At 35.8% G+C, this 18799-nt stretch carries 16 protein-coding genes; 10 read left to right on the top strand and 6 right to left on the bottom strand.

The annotated features are described in order from the left end of the window. Positions 1 to 18: 18 nt before the first annotated feature. The 4 genes from D8M04_RS00530 to D8M04_RS00545 all read left to right on the top strand — a co-directional run bounded on the left by D8M04_RS00530 (position 19) and on the right by D8M04_RS00545 (position 4288). Entirely contained in the window at positions 19 to 1140 is a 1122-nt protein-coding gene (locus D8M04_RS00530) for a nicotinate phosphoribosyltransferase (RefSeq protein ID WP_121520340.1), read from the top strand. Positions 1141 to 1688: 548 nt separating this feature from the next. Next, positions 1689 to 2999 (top strand): UDP-N-acetylmuramate--L-alanine ligase, encoded by a 1311-nt coding sequence (gene murC / locus D8M04_RS00535; protein ID WP_121520341.1) that lies wholly within the window; start codon positions 1689 to 1691, stop codon positions 2997 to 2999. 430 nt (positions 3000 to 3429) lie between these two features. After that, positions 3430 to 3846 (top strand): DUF948 domain-containing protein, encoded by a 417-nt coding sequence (locus D8M04_RS00540; protein WP_121520342.1) that lies wholly within the window; start codon positions 3430 to 3432, stop codon positions 3844 to 3846. Positions 3847 to 3856: 10 nt separating this feature from the next. Continuing rightward, entirely contained in the window at positions 3857 to 4288 is a 432-nt protein-coding gene (locus tag D8M04_RS00545; RefSeq protein ID WP_121520344.1) for a YtxH domain-containing protein, read from the top strand. A gap of 74 nt (positions 4289 to 4362) precedes the next feature. On the opposite strand, the gene D8M04_RS00550 is transcribed toward D8M04_RS00545, so the two are convergent. Further along, on the bottom strand, positions 4363 to 6501 hold the full coding sequence (locus D8M04_RS00550; RefSeq protein WP_121520346.1) for a cell division protein FtsA: 2139 nt from the start codon (positions 6499 to 6501) through the stop codon (positions 4363 to 4365). Positions 6502 to 6659: 158 nt separating this feature from the next. Here D8M04_RS00550 and D8M04_RS00555 point away from each other — a divergent pair, with 158 nt between their 5' ends. From D8M04_RS00555 to motS, 4 genes are all read left to right on the top strand, one after another. After that, positions 6660 to 7733: a bifunctional 3-deoxy-7-phosphoheptulonate synthase/chorismate mutase gene (locus tag D8M04_RS00555; RefSeq protein WP_121520348.1), complete on the top strand. Its 1074-nt coding sequence runs from the start codon at positions 6660 to 6662 to the stop codon at positions 7731 to 7733. 174 nt (positions 7734 to 7907) lie between these two features. Then, positions 7908 to 8903, top strand: coding sequence for a catabolite control protein A (gene ccpA / locus D8M04_RS00560; protein ID WP_121520351.1), 996 nt, complete (start codon positions 7908 to 7910; stop codon positions 8901 to 8903). A gap of 85 nt (positions 8904 to 8988) precedes the next feature. After that, a complete protein-coding gene (gene motP / locus D8M04_RS00565; protein WP_121520353.1) occupies positions 8989 to 9813 on the top strand; it encodes a flagellar motor protein MotP in 825 nt (274 codons plus the stop codon). Continuing rightward, the gene (gene motS, locus D8M04_RS00570) at positions 9803 to 10585 is read left to right on the top strand and encodes a flagellar motor protein MotS (RefSeq protein WP_121520355.1); all 783 of its coding nucleotides are present in this window, start codon (positions 9803 to 9805) and stop codon (positions 10583 to 10585) included. Before motP ends, motS begins: the two co-directional genes overlap by 11 nt. 128 nt (positions 10586 to 10713) lie before the next feature. On the opposite strand, the gene D8M04_RS00575 is transcribed toward motS, so the two are convergent. Beyond that, the gene (locus D8M04_RS00575; protein WP_121520357.1) at positions 10714 to 11928 is read right to left on the bottom strand and encodes a carboxylate--amine ligase; all 1215 of its coding nucleotides are present in this window, start codon (positions 11926 to 11928) and stop codon (positions 10714 to 10716) included. A 361-nt stretch (positions 11929 to 12289) separates the two neighbouring features. Further along, positions 12290 to 13780 (bottom strand): UDP-N-acetylmuramoyl-L-alanyl-D-glutamate--2,6-diaminopimelate ligase, encoded by a 1491-nt coding sequence (locus D8M04_RS00580; protein WP_121520359.1) that lies wholly within the window; start codon positions 13778 to 13780, stop codon positions 12290 to 12292. 348 nt (positions 13781 to 14128) lie between these two features. On the opposite strand from D8M04_RS00580, the gene D8M04_RS00585 reads away from it, so the two are divergent. After that, the gene (locus D8M04_RS00585) at positions 14129 to 15313 is read left to right on the top strand and encodes a carboxylate--amine ligase (protein ID WP_121520361.1); all 1185 of its coding nucleotides are present in this window, start codon (positions 14129 to 14131) and stop codon (positions 15311 to 15313) included. Positions 15314 to 15410: 97 nt separating this feature from the next. Continuing rightward, entirely contained in the window at positions 15411 to 16130 is a 720-nt protein-coding gene (locus D8M04_RS00590) for an aspartate/glutamate racemase family protein (protein WP_121520363.1), read from the top strand. 132 nt (positions 16131 to 16262) lie between these two features. Here the strand turns inward: D8M04_RS00590 and D8M04_RS00595 are convergent, their stop codons facing one another. Genes D8M04_RS00595 through D8M04_RS00605 form a run of 3 tightly spaced genes read right to left on the bottom strand, consistent with a single transcriptional unit; the run spans position 16263 to position 18729 of the window. Further along, entirely contained in the window at positions 16263 to 17426 is a 1164-nt protein-coding gene (locus D8M04_RS00595) for an acetoin utilization protein AcuC (RefSeq protein ID WP_121520365.1), read from the bottom strand. Then, positions 17423 to 18073, bottom strand: coding sequence for an acetoin utilization AcuB family protein (locus D8M04_RS00600; protein WP_121520367.1), 651 nt, complete (start codon positions 18071 to 18073; stop codon positions 17423 to 17425). The genes D8M04_RS00595 and D8M04_RS00600 overlap by 4 nt, the downstream gene beginning before the upstream one ends. Further along, complete coding sequence (locus tag D8M04_RS00605; RefSeq protein ID WP_121520369.1) at positions 18073 to 18729, bottom strand: GNAT family N-acetyltransferase; 657 nt, start codon at positions 18727 to 18729, stop codon at positions 18073 to 18075. The genes D8M04_RS00600 and D8M04_RS00605 overlap by 1 nt, the downstream gene beginning before the upstream one ends. Positions 18730 to 18799: the final 70 nt, after the last annotated feature.

The following is an 18799-nucleotide window of genomic DNA, read 5'->3' on the forward strand; positions in this document are numbered from 1 at the left end:
AAAAAGGAGAAACTTGCTATGACGAAAGAATTTGAATTAAAAATGAAGGGTGAGATTGATCGTTTAACTAATAAAACGTTTAAATTTGACCCAAGGATAAAAGAGGGATGGTTTTCCGCTGTTTATTTTTTGAAAACAAAAAAAATCGCTGAAGAAAAGATTCCGGATAATCATGTTACAATGCAATTTTTTCAAAAAGAAAATGCTGTCCTTTGTGGTACAGACGAAGTTATTGCATTGCTTCATTCTTTCGCGAATAATCCAGAATCATTGGAAATCCATTCATTAAAAGATGGAGACAAAATAGAACCTTTTGAAACAGTACTGACCATATCTGGGCGATATCAAGATTTCGGATATTTAGAAGGAATTATCGATGGAATCCTTGCTAGAAGAACATCTGTGGCAACAAATGTATACAATGTTGTAAAAGCCGCTAAGTCAGCTGGAAGGCAAAAACCGGTTGTTTTTATGGGAGACAGGGATGATCATTACACGACGCAAGCTGGTGATGGATACGCAGCCTTTATAGGTGGTTCCACTGCCCAAGCTACACACGCAATGAATGAGTGGTGGGGCAAAGAAGGAATGGGAACCATGCCACATGCCCTTATTCAGATGTTTAAAGGAGATGTTGTGGCAGCAACCCAAGCATATCATGAAGTATATCCTAATGATGAATTAGCTGCCCTAGTGGATTACAACAATGACGTCATTACAGACTCTTTAAAAGTAGCTAGAGCATTTGGTGATAAATTAAGTTCTGTCAGACTTGATACATCCCGTACCCTTGTTGACCGATATTTCTTAAGAAATCAGCATTTAATGGGAGCCTTTGATCCCCGAGGTGTAAATCCTGAACTATTGTTTGCATTAAGGAAAGCATTAGACGATGAAGGTTTTACTTCAGTGAAGATTATGGCTACCGGAGGCTTTACTGAAAAACGAATAAGAGAATTTGAAGAGAAGAATGTACCTGTGGACATGTATGGTGTGGGGAGAAGCCTCTTAAGTCTAAATATTGGCTTTACAGGTGATCTTGTCTTGCTAAACGGTCAACCAGAAGCAAAAGAAGGTAGAAGGTACAGACCTAATTCCCGGTTGGAAAAGGTTAATTATATTCCTGTTAAAGAAGATTAAAATATACGAGCACATGATTAACAGGCTGGCCATATAGATATCATTATTTTTAGTTTAAATGCCGGCAAAAGCAAATTTCTGTTACACTACTGGAAAAAAATAAATGAATTAAGAAATCAGGCACTAGGTTATCCTTTACAAGAAGAATTTTATTCGAATGGGGGACTGCAGACCTTCTGAAACACTTAAGGCCTTCCGGTTCTCTCCTTGTAATGCTGACGCTCAACATGGGGGATAAAAGAACCCTGAAAGCAAGAGAAGTTTCACTTTATATGTGAAAAAAGAATTTCTCACAGCTGCAAACTTTGAGTAACCAGAAAGAAGTTTTACTTTATTATTTTATTCACATGAAAACTTTGATATAATTACACGTGGTCGTTTACATTTAACTTAGGTACGGATAATTTTTTTGCAATGCCATATACTGGCGGAAAAATCTTTAAGTACCAAGTTTGAGAAAAACTATTGATTTGCCTAATAAGAGTGAATAAGGTTTTTCTAATAAATGTGATGAAATTCTTTTGATGAACATGTTGGAGGTTCGTTTTATGACAACTTACCATTTTATTGGTATTAAGGGAACGGGAATGAGTGCACTTGCTCAAATTCTCCATGATTCTGGAGAAAACGTACAGGGTTCTGATGTGGAAAAGCGCTTTTTTACACAAGATGCCTTAGAAGGAAAAAATATTCCTATCCTGCCCTTTTCTAAAGAAAATATAAAAGAAGACTATACGGTTATTGCTGGTAATGCATTTTCAGATGAACATGAAGAAATAGCAAGAGCAAAAGAATTAGGATGTACTTTCTATAGATATCATGAATTTTTAGGTGAATGGCTAAAGCAGTATACAAGTATTGCCGTAACAGGTGCTCATGGAAAAACGTCGACAACAGGATTATTATCTCACGTTTTAAACCAAGCCTTTCCTATTTCCTTCTTAATTGGTGATGGTACGGGAAGCGGACACGTGAATAGTGAGTATTTTGTATTTGAAGCCTGTGAATATCGTAGACACTTTTTAAGCTATGAACCAGACTATGCAATCATGACAAATATTGACTTTGATCATCCTGATTATTTCACAAGTATAGAAGACGTTTGTAAAGCTTTTCAATCCATGGCTGACCGTGTGAAAAAAGGAATTATTGCTTGTGGTGATGATGAATACCTGCAAGAAATTCAAGCGAAAGTTCCTGTTGTTTATTATGGTTTTGCAGATACAAATGACTTTATAGCAAAGAATTTGAGAGAATCAGAAGAAGGAACTACGTTTGATGTGTTTGTTCGTAACACGTATTATGATACGTTTACAATTCCTATGTATGGAAACCATACTGTATTAAATGCTTTAGCAGTGATAGCAATCTGCCATTATGAAGGCATTAAGTCAGACGATATTAAGAATCTTACTTCTTTCCCTGGTGTGAAGCGCAGATTCACAGAGAAAAAGCTAGGTACACAAATCTTGATAGACGATTATGCTCACCATCCAAAGGAAATAACAGCAACGATTGAATCAGCAAGAAAGAAATATCCCAACAAACATATTGTAGCGATATTTCAACCACATACGTTTACAAGAACAAAAACATTTCTACAGGAGTTTGCAGATAGCTTAAGTGGAGCAGATAATGTATATCTTTGCGACATATTTGGCTCTGCACGTGAAGGATCGGGTAGCCTTTCTATTCAAAATCTGCAGGTATTAATACCTGACAGTGAGGTTATAGAGCTGGAAAACACTTCTGTATTAAAGAAATTTGAGGATAGTGTTTTAATATTCATGGGTGCTGGCGACATTCAAAAATTCCAAAAAGCCTATGAAGAAACACTTCTTGACAAGTCTATACAATAACAATAGAAAATGAGCTATTTGGCTACAGTATTTAGCAGTGGAATAAGCTCTACTATACTTAAAAGAGTCTGATTTATTCGGACTCTTTTATTTAAATTAAAAAATTTTTTGCCAGAAAAAGAGCAAACTATCGAATTTGTTTGGATAAACAGATATACTATAAATAAAGCACGCAGATGGTTCCATCTTAATACATAACTTGCATTTCGCTCGTGTTAGCGAAAGTTAGTTTTTCATATTCTTGATACTTCTTTTAACTGCTTGAAATAATGAATTTTAACTTTATTAAGTAAATGGTTAAGAAATATCGTTTGAAGTTATCGAGAAGAGGGAATTACTAATTATATCAATTAAATTCACAATGGATCCAACTATTCAGGTGCTGCATATAGCAATGTCTAATTCTTATGTGAGGAGCTGAGACTGAAAAATGGAAATACTATTGTATATTGCAGCATTTATTGCTGTTATTGCATTTGTTGTTTTAGTTTATTATGTGGTTGTAACCCTTAAAACAACAAGAGAAACACTTTCAGAAGTAACAGAAACACTTCAAAGTCTTGAAAAGCAGGTAGAAGGCGTTACGTCAGAAACAACACAATTACTAACGAAAACGAATCGCATAGCCGATGATATGAATGAGAAAACATCTAAGTTGGACACACTATTTGATGGAGCGAAAGGAATAGGTGACTCATTAAAAGACTTCAGCTATTCTGTAAAAGAAATTTCAAACGCTATTTCCCATACTTCCAGAGAAGAACAGGAAAAGACTGCCCAAGCGGTCAAGTGGGGAGCAGCGATTGTAGACTATGTAAGCAATAGAAAAAATAAAAAAGAGAAATAGGAGGAATATCATGAGTGATAATAATATTAATACAAAAGACTTCGTTATTGGTACATTAGTAGGTTCAATTGTGGGAGCTTCTGTTGCATTAATCTTTGCTCCTAAATCCGGAAAAGACTTAAGAAATGATATTAATAGAGGCGCCGTGGAAGTGAAGGGCCGAGCTAGTGAGTGGGTAGACGTCGCACAAGTAAAAGGTTCTGATTTAAAGGATAAAGCATATACAACTACTTCTGAGTTTAAACGACGAGCAATGGATACTACCTCTCAATTAGGTAAGAATGTCGCACAAAAAACACAGGACTTAACTAAAACAGTAAAAGACAAAGTGAAACAGCCGAATGCAGCTTCTACATTAGATGCAGAAGGTGTTGTTGCTGATACGAATCAAGATGTAAAAGTAAACAATGTAACAAAACTTGAAACAGAGAAAAAGGCATAAAAACCAACTAAGGTGTCTCAAAAGGCAATTCAATTACCCTTTTGAGATACCTTTTTAAGTTAATTTTCACTTTATCAGTTCATATCCCAGGTTATTTCCAGTTCATCACCGGTTTGAATGATGGCGTCAAACGAAGTGGCTTCCTTATTTTTTAAGATATGAAAAGAACCATTTACATTAGTAAGATCAATATCTACATATCTAAAAACATCTTGAAATATAAATGGTTGCTCTGTAATTTCCTCTATTTGCAGTTGATCATTCATATAGACCTGGCTTGCAAAATCGAGTTCTTGGCTGTTACGTGTCATTCTATACAATGGTTGTTTTAATTGTATTAACTGTCCATTGAAGGTTACAGTAGCTGTCTTCCAGCAAGAATCTTTTAATTGTATGATTACATCCTTTACCATCGGGCTTTTAGCACTGTTCACTGTCACACGGTCATGGTGTCTCAGCACGTAGTCAAGAGATACCTTTTTATTATTTACGAAGATTCCTGTTTCAGCCATAGGAAGATGAACCTCTTTATTATTGACATAAATTGCAAAAGCATTGCTGATAGGTGGAACAGACACTTCTTCCAAGAAATGCTGGAGCGTTTTAACTTGGTGAAAATTAATAGTGTCATTATCTTTAACTATATAGTTCATCTCAGCCTTTTCATTGTTAACAAAGACTTTCGTAGTTAAATTCGTTTCTTTGTTATTATAAAAAATGGTCGTAGTTGGCATCTCCCCAATTAACTCAAATAATGTAACAGATGCGCCATTGCCATCCTGTCCTTTTGTAATTGTTATTTCATCACCACTGGTAATAAAGGTATCCACTTGTGCATGCTCACCATTTAATTGAATAGTTGGAGGCTCTCCAAACTCACCAGGTAAAGTAACTTCCTTTCCGTTTACGGTAATAATTTGAGCCATTCCAGGTTTCCCGTACCATTTCTGCAGTTCAATTCCGGCTTGTACCAGGCAATCTCCCACAGTGAGGGTTTTCATTTCGAATAATCTAATGAGCATCCCGTTTACATTTACTGTTATATAATGAACTGGATTCTCTTTTGCTGCAATCGCAATTCCAATTGGTGTAACAAACTCAGGTCCTTTTGGCATCCTGTCTGATTGCTTTAAGCTTTGAATGGCATCTAAACCTCGTATGGCAACTCGGTTATCGGTTAAATCTAGTTTTTTTGCTAGAACGTTATTAATTTCAGGTGTTAAACTGCCTCCACCGATTAACATTACTGCTTTCGGTGATTTACTGCCGTTAAGTTTTATTATTTCATTTGCTATTTGTTTAGAAAGTTGTTTAACTGGCTTTCTTATATCCTCTATTAACTTATTGTAAGTGATAGTTGTCTCAAAACCTAAAATATCCTCTGTTATTGCTTGACCATGTTCTACGATTTCTCTCTTTACTTTCTCTGCAATCGGAAAATCGAGCAAGTATGTGTCGCTAATTGCTTCTGTAATCTCGTCTCCTGCAACTGGTACCATTCCATAAGCAACTACAGTACCTTTATCCGTAATAGCAATGTCGCTCGTTCCAGCGCCTATATCAACTAGTGCAACATTTAATCGTCTTATGGATTCTGGAATAAGCACTTGTATAGCTGCAATAGGCTCAAGAGTTAATGCATCCATTTCCAAGCCTGCATGAGAAAGTGCTGCAAGAAGGGATTCTACTACTACTTTTGGTAAGAAGGTTGCAATAACTTCAACAGAAGCTTCTTTGCCACTTTGATCCAATAAGGAACCTATTTTTTCAGAATCAAGTTTATAGTAAACAACAGAGTAGCCAACACAATAATAATTGGTGTAATTTCCCGCATCTTCTTGATTAGCTAATTTCTCCTGTGCAGCTTGTACAGCACTAAGCTCTAAATGTTTTATGGTTTCTATTTCTGTAATCGGTTTTTGATTTAGCTCGATGTGTGCAGACGCCTCCATTGTTTTCAGTGCTCTGCCGGCTGCTGCGACACAAACGCTATCAAGTGTCGTTCCTGACCTGTTTTCCAACTCGTCTTTGACTTCTTGAATAACTTCTGCGACTTTAACGACATGATGGATTTGCCCATCCCGCATTGATCTATCTTTATGTTCCTTTGTACAATAATTATTCACGGAATATGTATTATTATCTTGTTTCTCTAAAATAATTCCTGTTACTGACCTTGTTCCAATATCTAATGCAAAAGTAAGATTATCCATATGATTAACTCCTTTGATGGGACAATAATATATTGAAATAGCTTGATAGACATTAAGTTTTATTTTAATTATAAACTTAATGGTGACAAATGAAAGAAATTTCGCTATAATTGTCACTAATTATTATAATATAAATTCTTCAGGGGGCGTAGGTAGGGATGAGTAATGAAATGGAACAACTTAGAAAGCAGTTGGATGAAGTTAACCTTGAAATCTTAGAATCTATTAATCGCAGAGCAGAGTTGGTTCAACAAATTGGACAAGTAAAGAGCAAACAAAGCACGAAGAAATTTGACCCTGTTAGGGAAAGAGAAATGCTGGACTTAATTACTGCAAATAATAATGGGCCATTTGAGGATTCTACCATTAACCATATCTTTAAAGAAATCTTTAAGGCGGGACTTGAATTACAAGAAGATGACCATCGCAAGGCTTTATTGGTTTCCCGTAAGAAGAAGCCAGAAAATACGGTGGTCGATATTAAAGGAACAAAAGTTGGTAATGGCAATGTGAATTATGTGTTTGGGCCATGTGCGGTGGAAAGCTATGAGCAGACAGCAGCTGTAGCTGAATCTCTTAAGAGCAAGGGTCTTAAATTAATGCGTGGGGGTGCTTTTAAGCCAAGAACTTCCCCTTACGACTTCCAAGGCCTTGGTCTAGAAGGTTTACAAATTCTTAAACGTGTAGCTGATGAGTATGATCTAGCTGTAATAAGTGAAATTGTAACACCTAAAGATTTAGAACTGGCAGTAGATTATCTTGATGTTATTCAAATTGGTGCAAGAAACATGCAGAACTTTGAATTATTGAAAGCTGCAGGGGATGTTGATAAACCAGTACTTCTAAAACGTGGACTCTCAGCTACTATTTCAGAGTTTATTAATGCAGCTGAATACATAATCTCTAGAGGGAATGGAAATATTATCCTATGCGAGCGTGGAATTAGAACATACGAAACGGCAACTAGAAATACATTAGATATTTCTGCTGTTCCAGTACTTAAACAGGAAACACATTTGCCAGTCATGGTGGATGTTACCCATTCAACTGGGCGACGTGATCTGCTTCTTCCAACTGCAAAAGCAGCACTCGCTATCGGAGCAGATGGGGTAATGGCTGAAGTTCATCCAGATCCCGCTGTTGCATTATCTGACTCAGCTCAACAGATGGACATTCCAACTTTCGATAGCTTCTTTAAAGAATTAAAAGATATAGAAAATCGTTTAAAATAAGAAAAAGGGGAGACTATTCATAATGAATGAATAGTCTCTTTTATTATTAAATATACATTCGCTTGTGTTATGGTGAACTTTCTTTTGTATTTTTTTCCATGGTAGAGTATGATATAAACTAGAGATATATAAACTATTGAAGAGGAATTACGTATGATTTTAGGAGGAAATTAGATGACTGTAACAATATATGACGTAGCAAGAGAGGCTAATGTATCGATGGCTACCGTTTCTCGCGTTGTGAATGGTAACCCGAATGTGAAACCAACTACTAGAAAAAAGGTATTGGCAACGATTGAGCGACTGGGATATCGACCAAATGCTGTAGCTCGTGGATTAGCAAGTAAAAAGACAACAACTGTTGGAGCAATTATTCCGGATATTTCAAGTATATTCTTCTCAGAATTAGCCAGAGGTATAGAGGATATTGCGACAATGTATAAATATAATGTCATTTTGAGTAATTCTGATCAGAACAAAGATAAAGAATTAAAATTGATTAATACGATGCTTGAGAAGCAAGTGGATGGGATTCTCTTCATGGGCGGTACTATTACAGAAGAGCATATTCAACAATTCAAGACATCCAATGTTCCCATTGTACTGGCAGCAACATATGATGATACGAAAGAAATGGCTTCTATAAACATTGATTATGAAGCGGCTTCCTATGAAGCAACTAAGTATCTTCTGGAAAAGGGAGATAAACGTCCTGCTTTTGTAACTGGGGGGGAAGAAAGCAGTATAAATCGATACAAATTTAATGGATATAAACGTGCACTGGAAGAAGCAAATCTGACGGTAAATGAAGAACTAATTGTAGAAGGGGACTATTCTTATGAGTCAGGTATCGAAGCGATAAAGCAGCTTGTTGCACTGGATGAAAGGCCTTCTTCTATATTTGTAGCCTCTGATGAAATGGCATTAGGTGTTATCCATGGGGCGCAGGATGCAGGTTATAAAGTTCCAGAAGATATACAAGTATTTGGTTTTAATAATACAAGGCTTGCTACCATGATTCGTCCTACTTTATCAACAGTTGTACAACCAATGTACGATATCGGGGCAGTTGCAATGCGCCTGTTAACGAAATATATGAATAAAGAAGAGGTAGATGAAAAGAATGTTATCTTACCTCACAGAATTGAAATTAGAGATTCAACTCTATAATAATAATTCCGATATAAGATAAAAATAGATGTAAAATTAAGTGCATCTATTTTTTGTCATTTCTAAACGTTTGGGGCGATCTGAGATGAAAAAAAGAGACATACTGACTCCTTTTGGTATTACGTTAGGATTTATATTAATTATGCTAGCAATAGTCTCTAATGGAGAATCTAATGGTCTTGCTTCGTTTTTTGATATTGCCAGTATACTTATCGTTCTGGGTGGATTAGTGGCTTCATTGTTAATCTCTTTTAAAATGGAGCAGATAAAGCTAACAGGAAAAATAATAAAGGAAGCACTATATAAAAACGATAATCAGCTACCTGAATTGATTCGACTGTTCGTCCGACTAGCGGAAAAAGCAAGAAGAGAAGGTATTCTCGCATTGGAAAATGAATTGGAATCAATTGATGATCCATTTATTAAAAAAGGCATTTTACTTGTTGTAGATGGGCTAGAATCAGAAGTAATAAAGGATATTATGGAAACGGAAATAACAGCAATGGAAGATAGACACTTCAGGGGCAGAACTATCCTTGAGAAAGCCGGGGAATATGCGCCGTCCTGGGGAATGATAGGAACTTTAATCGGGCTTGTTCTTATGTTGAATGACTTAGCGAGTCCTGAGACACTTGGTCCAAGTATGGCAATAGCTCTTTTAACAACTTTATATGGTACAGTACTTGCCAATTTAGTGTTTATCCCAATGGCAAGCAAACTCGAAGCTAAAACAGACGAAGAAGTATTTCTTAAACAAATTATGATTGAGGGGATTATCGGTGTCCAATCGGGACAAAATCCTAGAATTCTAGAGGAGAAATTAAGTGCATTTCTATCTAATAAACACAAGCGGAAGCTGGAAGCTGATGATGCTGCTGAATTCATGGGAGAGAGCATAAATGAAGCGTAGACCAAGGAAAAAGTTGAATCAGAGTGGTGCGCCTAAATGGATGGTAACTTATTCAGATATGGTAACTCTTATCCTGGTATTCTTTATTTTATTATTCTCTATGTCACAGGTGGACCAAGAAAAATTTGATGCGATTTCAGAATCCTTTCAGAACCGGATGATATTTGATTTTCTTCCTTCTGCAGTACCACTCGATCATCCAACAGATCATACTGTTCATGTTGAAGAAGAAAAGGATCCAAATTCTGATGAATTTGAAAAACCAGCTGATTCGGAAAATAGCAAGACTGATTTGCAAGAAGACTTAACAGGGGTGGAAGATGACACATTAAATGACTTATTGGAAGAAGTAGAAACATACTTGGATGACAATGATCTAAATGGTGTCATTACTGCAAACCGCACATCACAAGGAGTGGAATTAATACTACAGGATAGCATTTTATTTGAGGAAGGGCAGGCTGAGATATTAAATGAAGGGATTCCTTTTCTTGAAAGAGTAGGAATCTTAATTTCAGGAATAGGAAATCCAGTAAAAGTAGAAGGACATACAGACAGCCGTCCGATAAATAGCTATCTTTATCCTTCCAACTGGGAGCTTTCTGGGGCAAGGTCAAGTGTTGTCGTTCGTTTCTTTATCGAAGAGTTTAATATTAACCCTGAGCGATTTACTGTAGCGGGATATGGAGAAACGCAGCCACTTGCACCGAATGATACCCAAGCAAACATGATGAAAAACAGAAGAGTAGAAATTGTAATTCTGGAAGAATAATACACGTACATAATCTAGTACTTTGGCTTCGTAAAAATATTAACTTGCCGCATTTTGCCCGGAATATTAATAAGATAATACACTCGTTATTTTAATGAAGAAAAAGAGGCTTCAGAGCCTCTTTTTTTTTACCAATTGTTATTCTTATATTTCTTATAATAATTCACTTGCCGCATTAGTAGGTAAAACTTTCGTTTCCAGCTGCGGTCTTTCCGATAGAACATAGGATTTCCCCATTTCCCATTCCTGAGAAGCTGACGGATTTCTCTATTTATTTTCTTGTTTGTTACAAATTTCTTGAGTACGATTTTCGGTACAACAGTGAATAAATAGTTCGTGTTTAGCTTAGTCATTGGCTTGTCTACGTTTTTAATAAGGTCATCCACAAAATAAACAGCCATATTATGCCCGCAAGCTGTAGTGTAATAGCTTGAACGTCCTTGGCGAATATTCACTTCAAAGACTTTATACTTTCCATCTCGTTCATCGTATTTCAAATCAAAATTAGCAAAGCCTTGATACCCAATTGCTTCTAGGAAGCCTTGAAGTTTATCTATTAATTCCTCATTATATCGAGTAATTAAAGCAGTGTAATTTCCAATTGCTGTAACTGTATGTTCTTGAAGAACAACTTGAGCAAGTGTCCCAAGCTGTGATTTTCCTTTTGAACTAACATAGAAAACAGAATCCCACATATAAGTGTCATCACCAGGGATATAATCTTGAATAATTAAATCATCTTCATATCCACTGGCATTCACTTTATCTATTACCTGATGTATCTCATCATGCGATTCTACACGATACACCTTTTGTTGTCCATCGAACTTATGTTTATAATATTGAACACCGTTACTTGGCTTGATGATGACAGGGAATTGCACCTCGCCAGTAAATTTCCCCTTTTCTTTACAGCTGTAAAAATAAGTTGCTGGGATATCAAGCCCGTATTCTTTACATAATTTATAAAAGTCTTTTTTAACAAGCAGGTTATTCATGAGTTCTTCACTTATATAATTAAATACATACCAATTGCGTAATGTTTGCTGATTTTCAATAATTAGTCGAACATAAAAATCATTCGTTCCAATTAGTATTAGTTTTTGATTTGGTTTTTCATATTTTTTTGCAACCTTTTCAAGAACCTGAACAAATATATCACGATCCCAAAGATTTTCATTTATTTCGATTGCTGATGGGATGGAGCTGTACATGGTAAATGCTAAATTTTCTTTTCCTACTAACACTGGATGAATTCCATATGCCTCGTGAAAAGAAATTGCCATATTATAGGCATTCATATCCGTGCCGACAATTACTGGTAAAAAATTCTGCTGTTGCATAAAATCCTCCTTGATGAAAACTAGCGAAGAGAAAGAGCCTTGCGCATAGCATGATTATCATGAAGTGCTAAAGCGCCGTTTTAATACCTTATCTAACGACTTTTTTCTCTAAAATGCAGCTATGTTTAGTTATAATAGTATTCTAACACAATACCATGACATATGAGTAAATAGAGAGTAAGGATTTATAACTCTTAGGCACAGGAAATGCCTAAAAAATCGCTCAAGGCACTTTATCACATTCTGTGCCTTGAGCGAATAACATAGGTATGACTGAACGATTTATTGTCAAATCAGTAATAGGAAAGAATACCATTCATTACTGAAGATTTACTCTTATGAAATCATGTATCTGTTAACTCTATTTTATAGAATGGGCATTTGCTTTTTTTTCTTCCATTGCATGTAATACAATTTCTTTCTCATTAAATGGGATCTCTCTATCCCCTATTATTTGAGTACGTTCATGGCCTTTACCGGCAATAATTACTACATCATTTTTATTACTTTCACTAATTGCATACTCAATTGCTTCTTGACGATTATACAATGCCTTATATTTACCCTTATTCTTATTCATGGATTCTATTGTTTCGCTCATAATCGTTTCAGGATTATTATTCTTAGGATTATCTAAAGTGATAATAGATAAATCTGCATATTCTGCAGCCACACGCGCCATTCCAAATCTTTTCTCTGTACCTTGTTTACTTAAATCAGCATATACACCAAACACTAAAATGATTCGTCCTTTAACAAATGGACGAACAGTAGATAATAATTTTTGTAATGCATCTTCTGTGTGAGCGAAGTCTACTATAACTTTGAAATCATCCTCTTCATAAACGACTTCAAATCTTCCATTAATGTTTGTCACGCTTTCGATGCCTTTTTTAATGGTTTCTAAATCAAATCCACTGTAATACGCACATGCGATAGCCGCCAAACTGTTCAATACATATATTTCTCCGGGGAAATTAACTTTTACTTCAATTTTTTCACTTGGTGTATTTACCGTGTATGAAGTGTAATTAAAGTTGTAATCCAGATTAGTTGCATATATATCAGCAGAATCGTCTAAACCATAGGTTATTAAATTTGCTTTTTCCTTTTCTAACATTTCGACTAACTTTTTACCATAGTAATCTTCATTATTTATAATGTTATAATCACTAGTCATTTTAAATAATTTTGCTTTTGCCAGGAAATATTCTTCCATGTTTTTATGCAGTTCCAAATGATCTGGAGTAAGGTTTGTAAAAATGCCTATATTAAAGTCTGTATAAGATACCCTGTCTAAACTAAGTGCATGAGAAGAGACTTCCATCATACAATTGTCAACATCTGCATCTACCATTTGTCTGAAAAGAGATTGAAGTCTTAAAGATTCTGGGGTAGTATTATCGTTTTTAGTTAGTTCATTATTTATGACGGTACCTATTGTACCAATTAATGCAAAGGGTCTGTTGGATTGGTCAAAAATTGATTTAACAAAATAGCTGGTTGATGTTTTTCCATTCGTGCCTGTTATTCCAATCAACTTCAAATTCTCTGATGGATTTCCATAAAAGTTACTAGAGATCCTAGCTAAAGCTTTTCTGGAATTATCTACTTTTATAACAGTAACACCTTTATCTGAAGTAAACGGTTTTTCGCATACAATAACAGAAGCACCAGCATCTATAGCACTTTCTATAAAATGATGTCCATCTACTGTATAGCCGGTGATGGCAACAAACATGCTATCGTTTTTAACTTCTCTTGAATCATATGTAACGGAATTTATCTCCTGATTGAGTTGACCTTGTAAAACTTCAAATTTTAATCCTTCTAAAATTAAAGATCCTAACATTGTTATCGCTCCTTACAATCTGTATATGACCAATGCTTGTTAACTAAATATAAGAATACACAGAGAGTGTGTATAATAGAACAATTTTTGTTTCTGGATTCTTACCTTGTAATTATATCGAGAAGAATTTATTATGTCTAATATTATTTAACCGGTACCGTTTCTTCATAGTTAAAATCTTTATATGATTACACTAAATGGGATTAAATGCTTAGATATTACTTTTCTACTTACCAAATATTGGGTGGTAGAAGTGCGCCCAATGTAGTATAATTTAGGAATATAGAGAAAATTCATTAGGTTATATAAATTGGTTCAACTTAACTATTACATTGGGGAGAAGATGGAATGAATAATAAGGCGGTCATATTAGGCAATAATTATTATATTGGCTTAAGTACTATAAGATGTTTAGGTTCACAAGGTATTCATACGGTAGCAATGGATTATTCTGATGAAGAGAGATATGGTGTCAGATCAAAATACTGTAAAGAGCAGGTGATTGTTCCGCACTATAAGAAAGAAAAGGAACAATTTATTGGGGCACTCATTAATTATGCTAAAAAACAAGAAATGAAGCCGGTTCTAATTCCCTGTCACGATTCATATGTAGAGGTTATTGATGAATATTTACCAGATTTAAAGGAATATTATTTAATCCCTCAAACAGAGCAGGGTCTTTATACAAGGATTATGAATAAGGATAAATTACATCAACTAGCAGAAAAGCATGGAGTTAGAGTGCCAGAGACGGTCAGGGTGGATGAAGTAGATTTTGAGAAAAAGATTGAAGAAACTATCAAGTTCCCCTGTTTAGTAAAGCCGGTAGACTCACCAACATTTGTTAGCGTATTTCGTAAGAAGCTTTTTAAAGTAAACAATATGGAAGAGCTATATGCTTCAGTGGAGAAGGCGAAGGAAGCAGGTCTCGAAGTCATTATTCAACGAATCATCCCTGGTTTTGATGATCATATGCATACGTTTGATGCTTATTTGAATCAAGAATCCAAGGTAACACATTGGGTGACCTGCCAGAAACAGCGTCAGTACCCAATTAACTTTGGTGCAAGTGTATATACATCGCAAAAATATATACCAGAATTATATGATATTGGAGCTACTTTTCTTGAGGCAATTGGATATAAGGGATTCGCAGAGATTGAATTTAAAAAAGATGCTGAAACAGGAAATTTTTACTTAATCGAAATAAATGCGAGAATAACAAATTTCAACCAACTATTATATAAAGTTGGTATTAATTTTCCTTACATTACCTATAAAGAATTAACTGGAGAGCCACTAGAACCGAAAGCCTTAACGGAAACAACAAACAGAACGTTCTGGTATGTTTATGAAGATATGTTAGCGATTCGGAATTATTTAAAAACAGGTCAATTGACTATAAAGCAAATTATACTTTCCTTCTTACGACCTAAGATTCATGCCTTTTGGGACAGGACAGATCCTAAACCAGCATTATACTACACTAAGTTAATGGCATTTAAAGCTGTTAGGCGGGTTGGGAAGAGATAAAGTGAAATTTAACCTGAATTCTGGAAGCGGCTCTTACAGCCAGTTAACCTGAATAAAAGGGAGCAATATTGAATTTTATTATAATGGCGGTGAAATAATGCAAGGAAAGATGCTAGGAGTTATCGGAGGAATGGGGCCAATGGCAACATCTGTATTTTTAGCAAAGCTAGTTAAAAATACAGCAGCAGAGAAAGATCAAGATCATATAGACACCATTATTTTGAACCATGCTACTATTCCGGACAGAACAAATGCAATAATAACAAATACAGGACAAAATTTCCTTAAAGTTATAAGAAAAGATATCAAATTATTAGAAGATATAGGGGTGGAGAATATAGCCATCCCTTGTAATACATCTCATTTTTATTATAAGGAAATGCAGGATATGACTAGTGTTCATATTATTAATATGGTGGAGAAAACGACTGAATATATCCATCAACTCTATGGTGATTATAGTAAAATTGCCATCCTAGCTACAGATGGAACGATAAGATCGAGAATCTATTGTAATTCAGGTCAACAGTTTAATTTAGAAGCATACCATCCCGAACCAGCTATTCAAAGAAACATCATGCAAGTTATATATAACTATAAAGCAGGTGTGGCGGATGAGAAGGAATTTGAAGAAATAGTGAAGCATATGATTTACCGCGAAAACTGCAGGTGTGTCATCCTCGGGTGCACAGAATTATCATGTCTTCCTATTAGTGAAGAGATTAAAAATTATTGTATCGACCCAATGGATATACTAGTGGAGGAATCTATCATTCTTTCCGGTAAACAAACCATTCATTCACTAGTAATGAATTGAATAAGAATAATAAGTTGGTCAGTCAAAAAAGGCTGACCATTTTATTATCAACAGAAATATAGCAGTGATAATATCAAACCCCAAGTAGAAGTGTAAGGAATGCATTTCTTAAAGTGATGCAAAATAAGTCTTCTATTTTTTTTCTACTCTTTTCGTATATTTTAAGGCTCCTTCTAGGATTTGCTGGTTTTTTTCTTCTATCTCTTTTTTTCTAGGAATGGTAGGCAGCTTCTCCTCTTCATCATGCCAGTATTTTGGTAAGGTGAAAGGAGAGTGGGGTTGCCATTTTTCTATCCATTTTGTTGGAAGTTCCCCTGTTTCTATATGATCGTGTCTCATAACATTCCATATTTGTGACCATGCTCGTGGAACTACTCGCCAAGCGTCATAACCACCGCCACCAAGGGCTATCCAGCGGCCTCCGCAGTATTGGTGCGCTAGTTCATGAGCTAACAGCGGAATTTTCTCGTAGATTTGCATACTAGCACATAGATGGGTTAAAGGGTCCAAAAAGTGAGAATCAGCACCATTTTGTGTAACAATGATATCTGGTCGGAAAAAATCAATTACAGCTCGGAAAGCGGATTCATATAATTGTATATAAGACTCGTCCTGAGTAAATGCATCAATTGGCAAATTAAAGGAGTAACCATGCCCTTCTTTAATGCCGCGCTCACTTACATTTCCTGTTCCGGGAAAAAGATACCGGCCAGTCTCGTGGATGGAAAGAGTGCATACATTTGGATCTTCATAAAAAGACCATTGTACACCATCCCCGTGATGTGCATCAGTATCGACATACAAGACTCGCAGATTGTATTTTTTACGGATATAAGCAATGGCAATTGCACCATCATTATAGATACAAAAACCAGATGCTTTTCCTTTAAACCCATGATGGAGCCCACCAGCTAGATTTAAAGCATGGTCTGCACGATTCGTTAGAACTGCATCTACAGCAGCAAGTGTGGCCCCAACCAGCATACTGGAAGCTTCATGCATATTACGAAAGATTGGAGTGTCTTCCGTTCCAAGACCATATTTGTATTTTTCTTCGTCGCTCAATTTTCCCTTACCAGCTCTTTTCACTGCATCGATATATGCATAGTCGTGAATAAGACCTATTTCTTCTTCCGTAGCAATACGAGGGGGGAGAATATCATCCGTCATTAGTGTTCCAGAATGTTCTAATAAGTCCTTCGATAGTAAGACTCTTTTTTGGGTGAATGGGTGCTCATCATGGAAATGATACTTCATCACATCATCTGAAAAAACAAAGACTGCATTTTTCTTCATAGCTTTGGCTCCGGTATATTATTTGGCCATAATAAGGCATAACCAGCTTGCCTAAGATCTTGAATTAATGGCATAGGATTCATTGTTTGAACACGAAAAACAAGTATCTTATATTGTGTATCCTTTTTATACGGGTATACAAGAATAGAGGCTATATTTACCTTTCTCCTCCCAAAAATCTGTGTTACTTCAGGAATAATCCCAGGGATGTCTGGAACTTTAACTTCGATTAATGAACTTTGTACATTTGTTCCAGTTAATTGGATGAAGGTATATAACATGTCCTTTTCAGTGACCACTCCAACTAACCTGCCATGATTCACAACGGGAAGGCATGCAATTTCTTTATCATAAAAAACTTTAGCTATTTCTTCTACAAAATCCAGCGGATGCACCGTAATGACAGGTGAACTCATAATAGTATGCAGTTCATTATCTAGTTCTCGTGTATCATGATTCTTCAATAGGATGGAGGGACTTGCATCTCGAACATCCCGGTCTGATACTATTCCTACGACGTGATGCTCTTCATCCACAATGGGAATATGACGAATCCGGTTCACCTGCAATAAATGCACTGCTTCCTTAATCGTATCGTTGGCTTTTAAAGTAATAACTTCCGTTCTCATAATTTCTTCCACTAACATTATAATCCCTCCCTCATGTTGCGATTTTGATGACGCGTTAAAAATCGTAATGTATCAAACTGCTTAATCGACTCGTGTGAAACATTTTTACCAATTCGGACCATTAAGCAGTTTGCCGGATGGGATATGATCTCTGGATCATCTGTTGGGGCAGGAAGCAATCCACCAGCTGCCATCATTTTTTCCATGACTTTACGATAATTCCAGATACTTAACCCCGTTCCATCCAGATCCCAGTGCCAATAATATTCTGTGGAAATAATAATGTAGTTTTCCATATATTCATCCATCATTGCAACCTTTAATAAATTGGAAGCTATTTTTGCGCCACGATAGGCCGGTATAACCTCTACTGCTCCCAACTCCATTAAATCTTCCATATTAAACTTAGACCATCTTTCAAGTGGATCTGGATGCAGGTATGTTACATAACCAATAATCATATTGTTCTTTCTTGCTATAATGATTCTCCCTTCAGGAAAGTCGGCAATACTCAATAAAGCCTCAAACTGCTTTGGAGCGGGGCGAAAAGCGGTTAGTTGTCCATGAAAATCATATTGTCTTAATTGGTTTGATGACAAGGGACCTTCAATAGTGATCATTTGTTGTTCCGAAGTTTCTAATTCCATTGAATGATACGTTTTAATGTGTTCCATACATTCACCACCTAATTGGCTCAATCTTCTTTCTTTAGTATACATTAATTCCAAGAATATTTTTAGTATT

The sequence above is a fragment of the Oceanobacillus piezotolerans genome (genome assembly GCF_003665065.1).
GTDB lineage: Bacteria > Bacillota > Bacilli > Bacillales > Amphibacillaceae > Oceanobacillus > Oceanobacillus piezotolerans.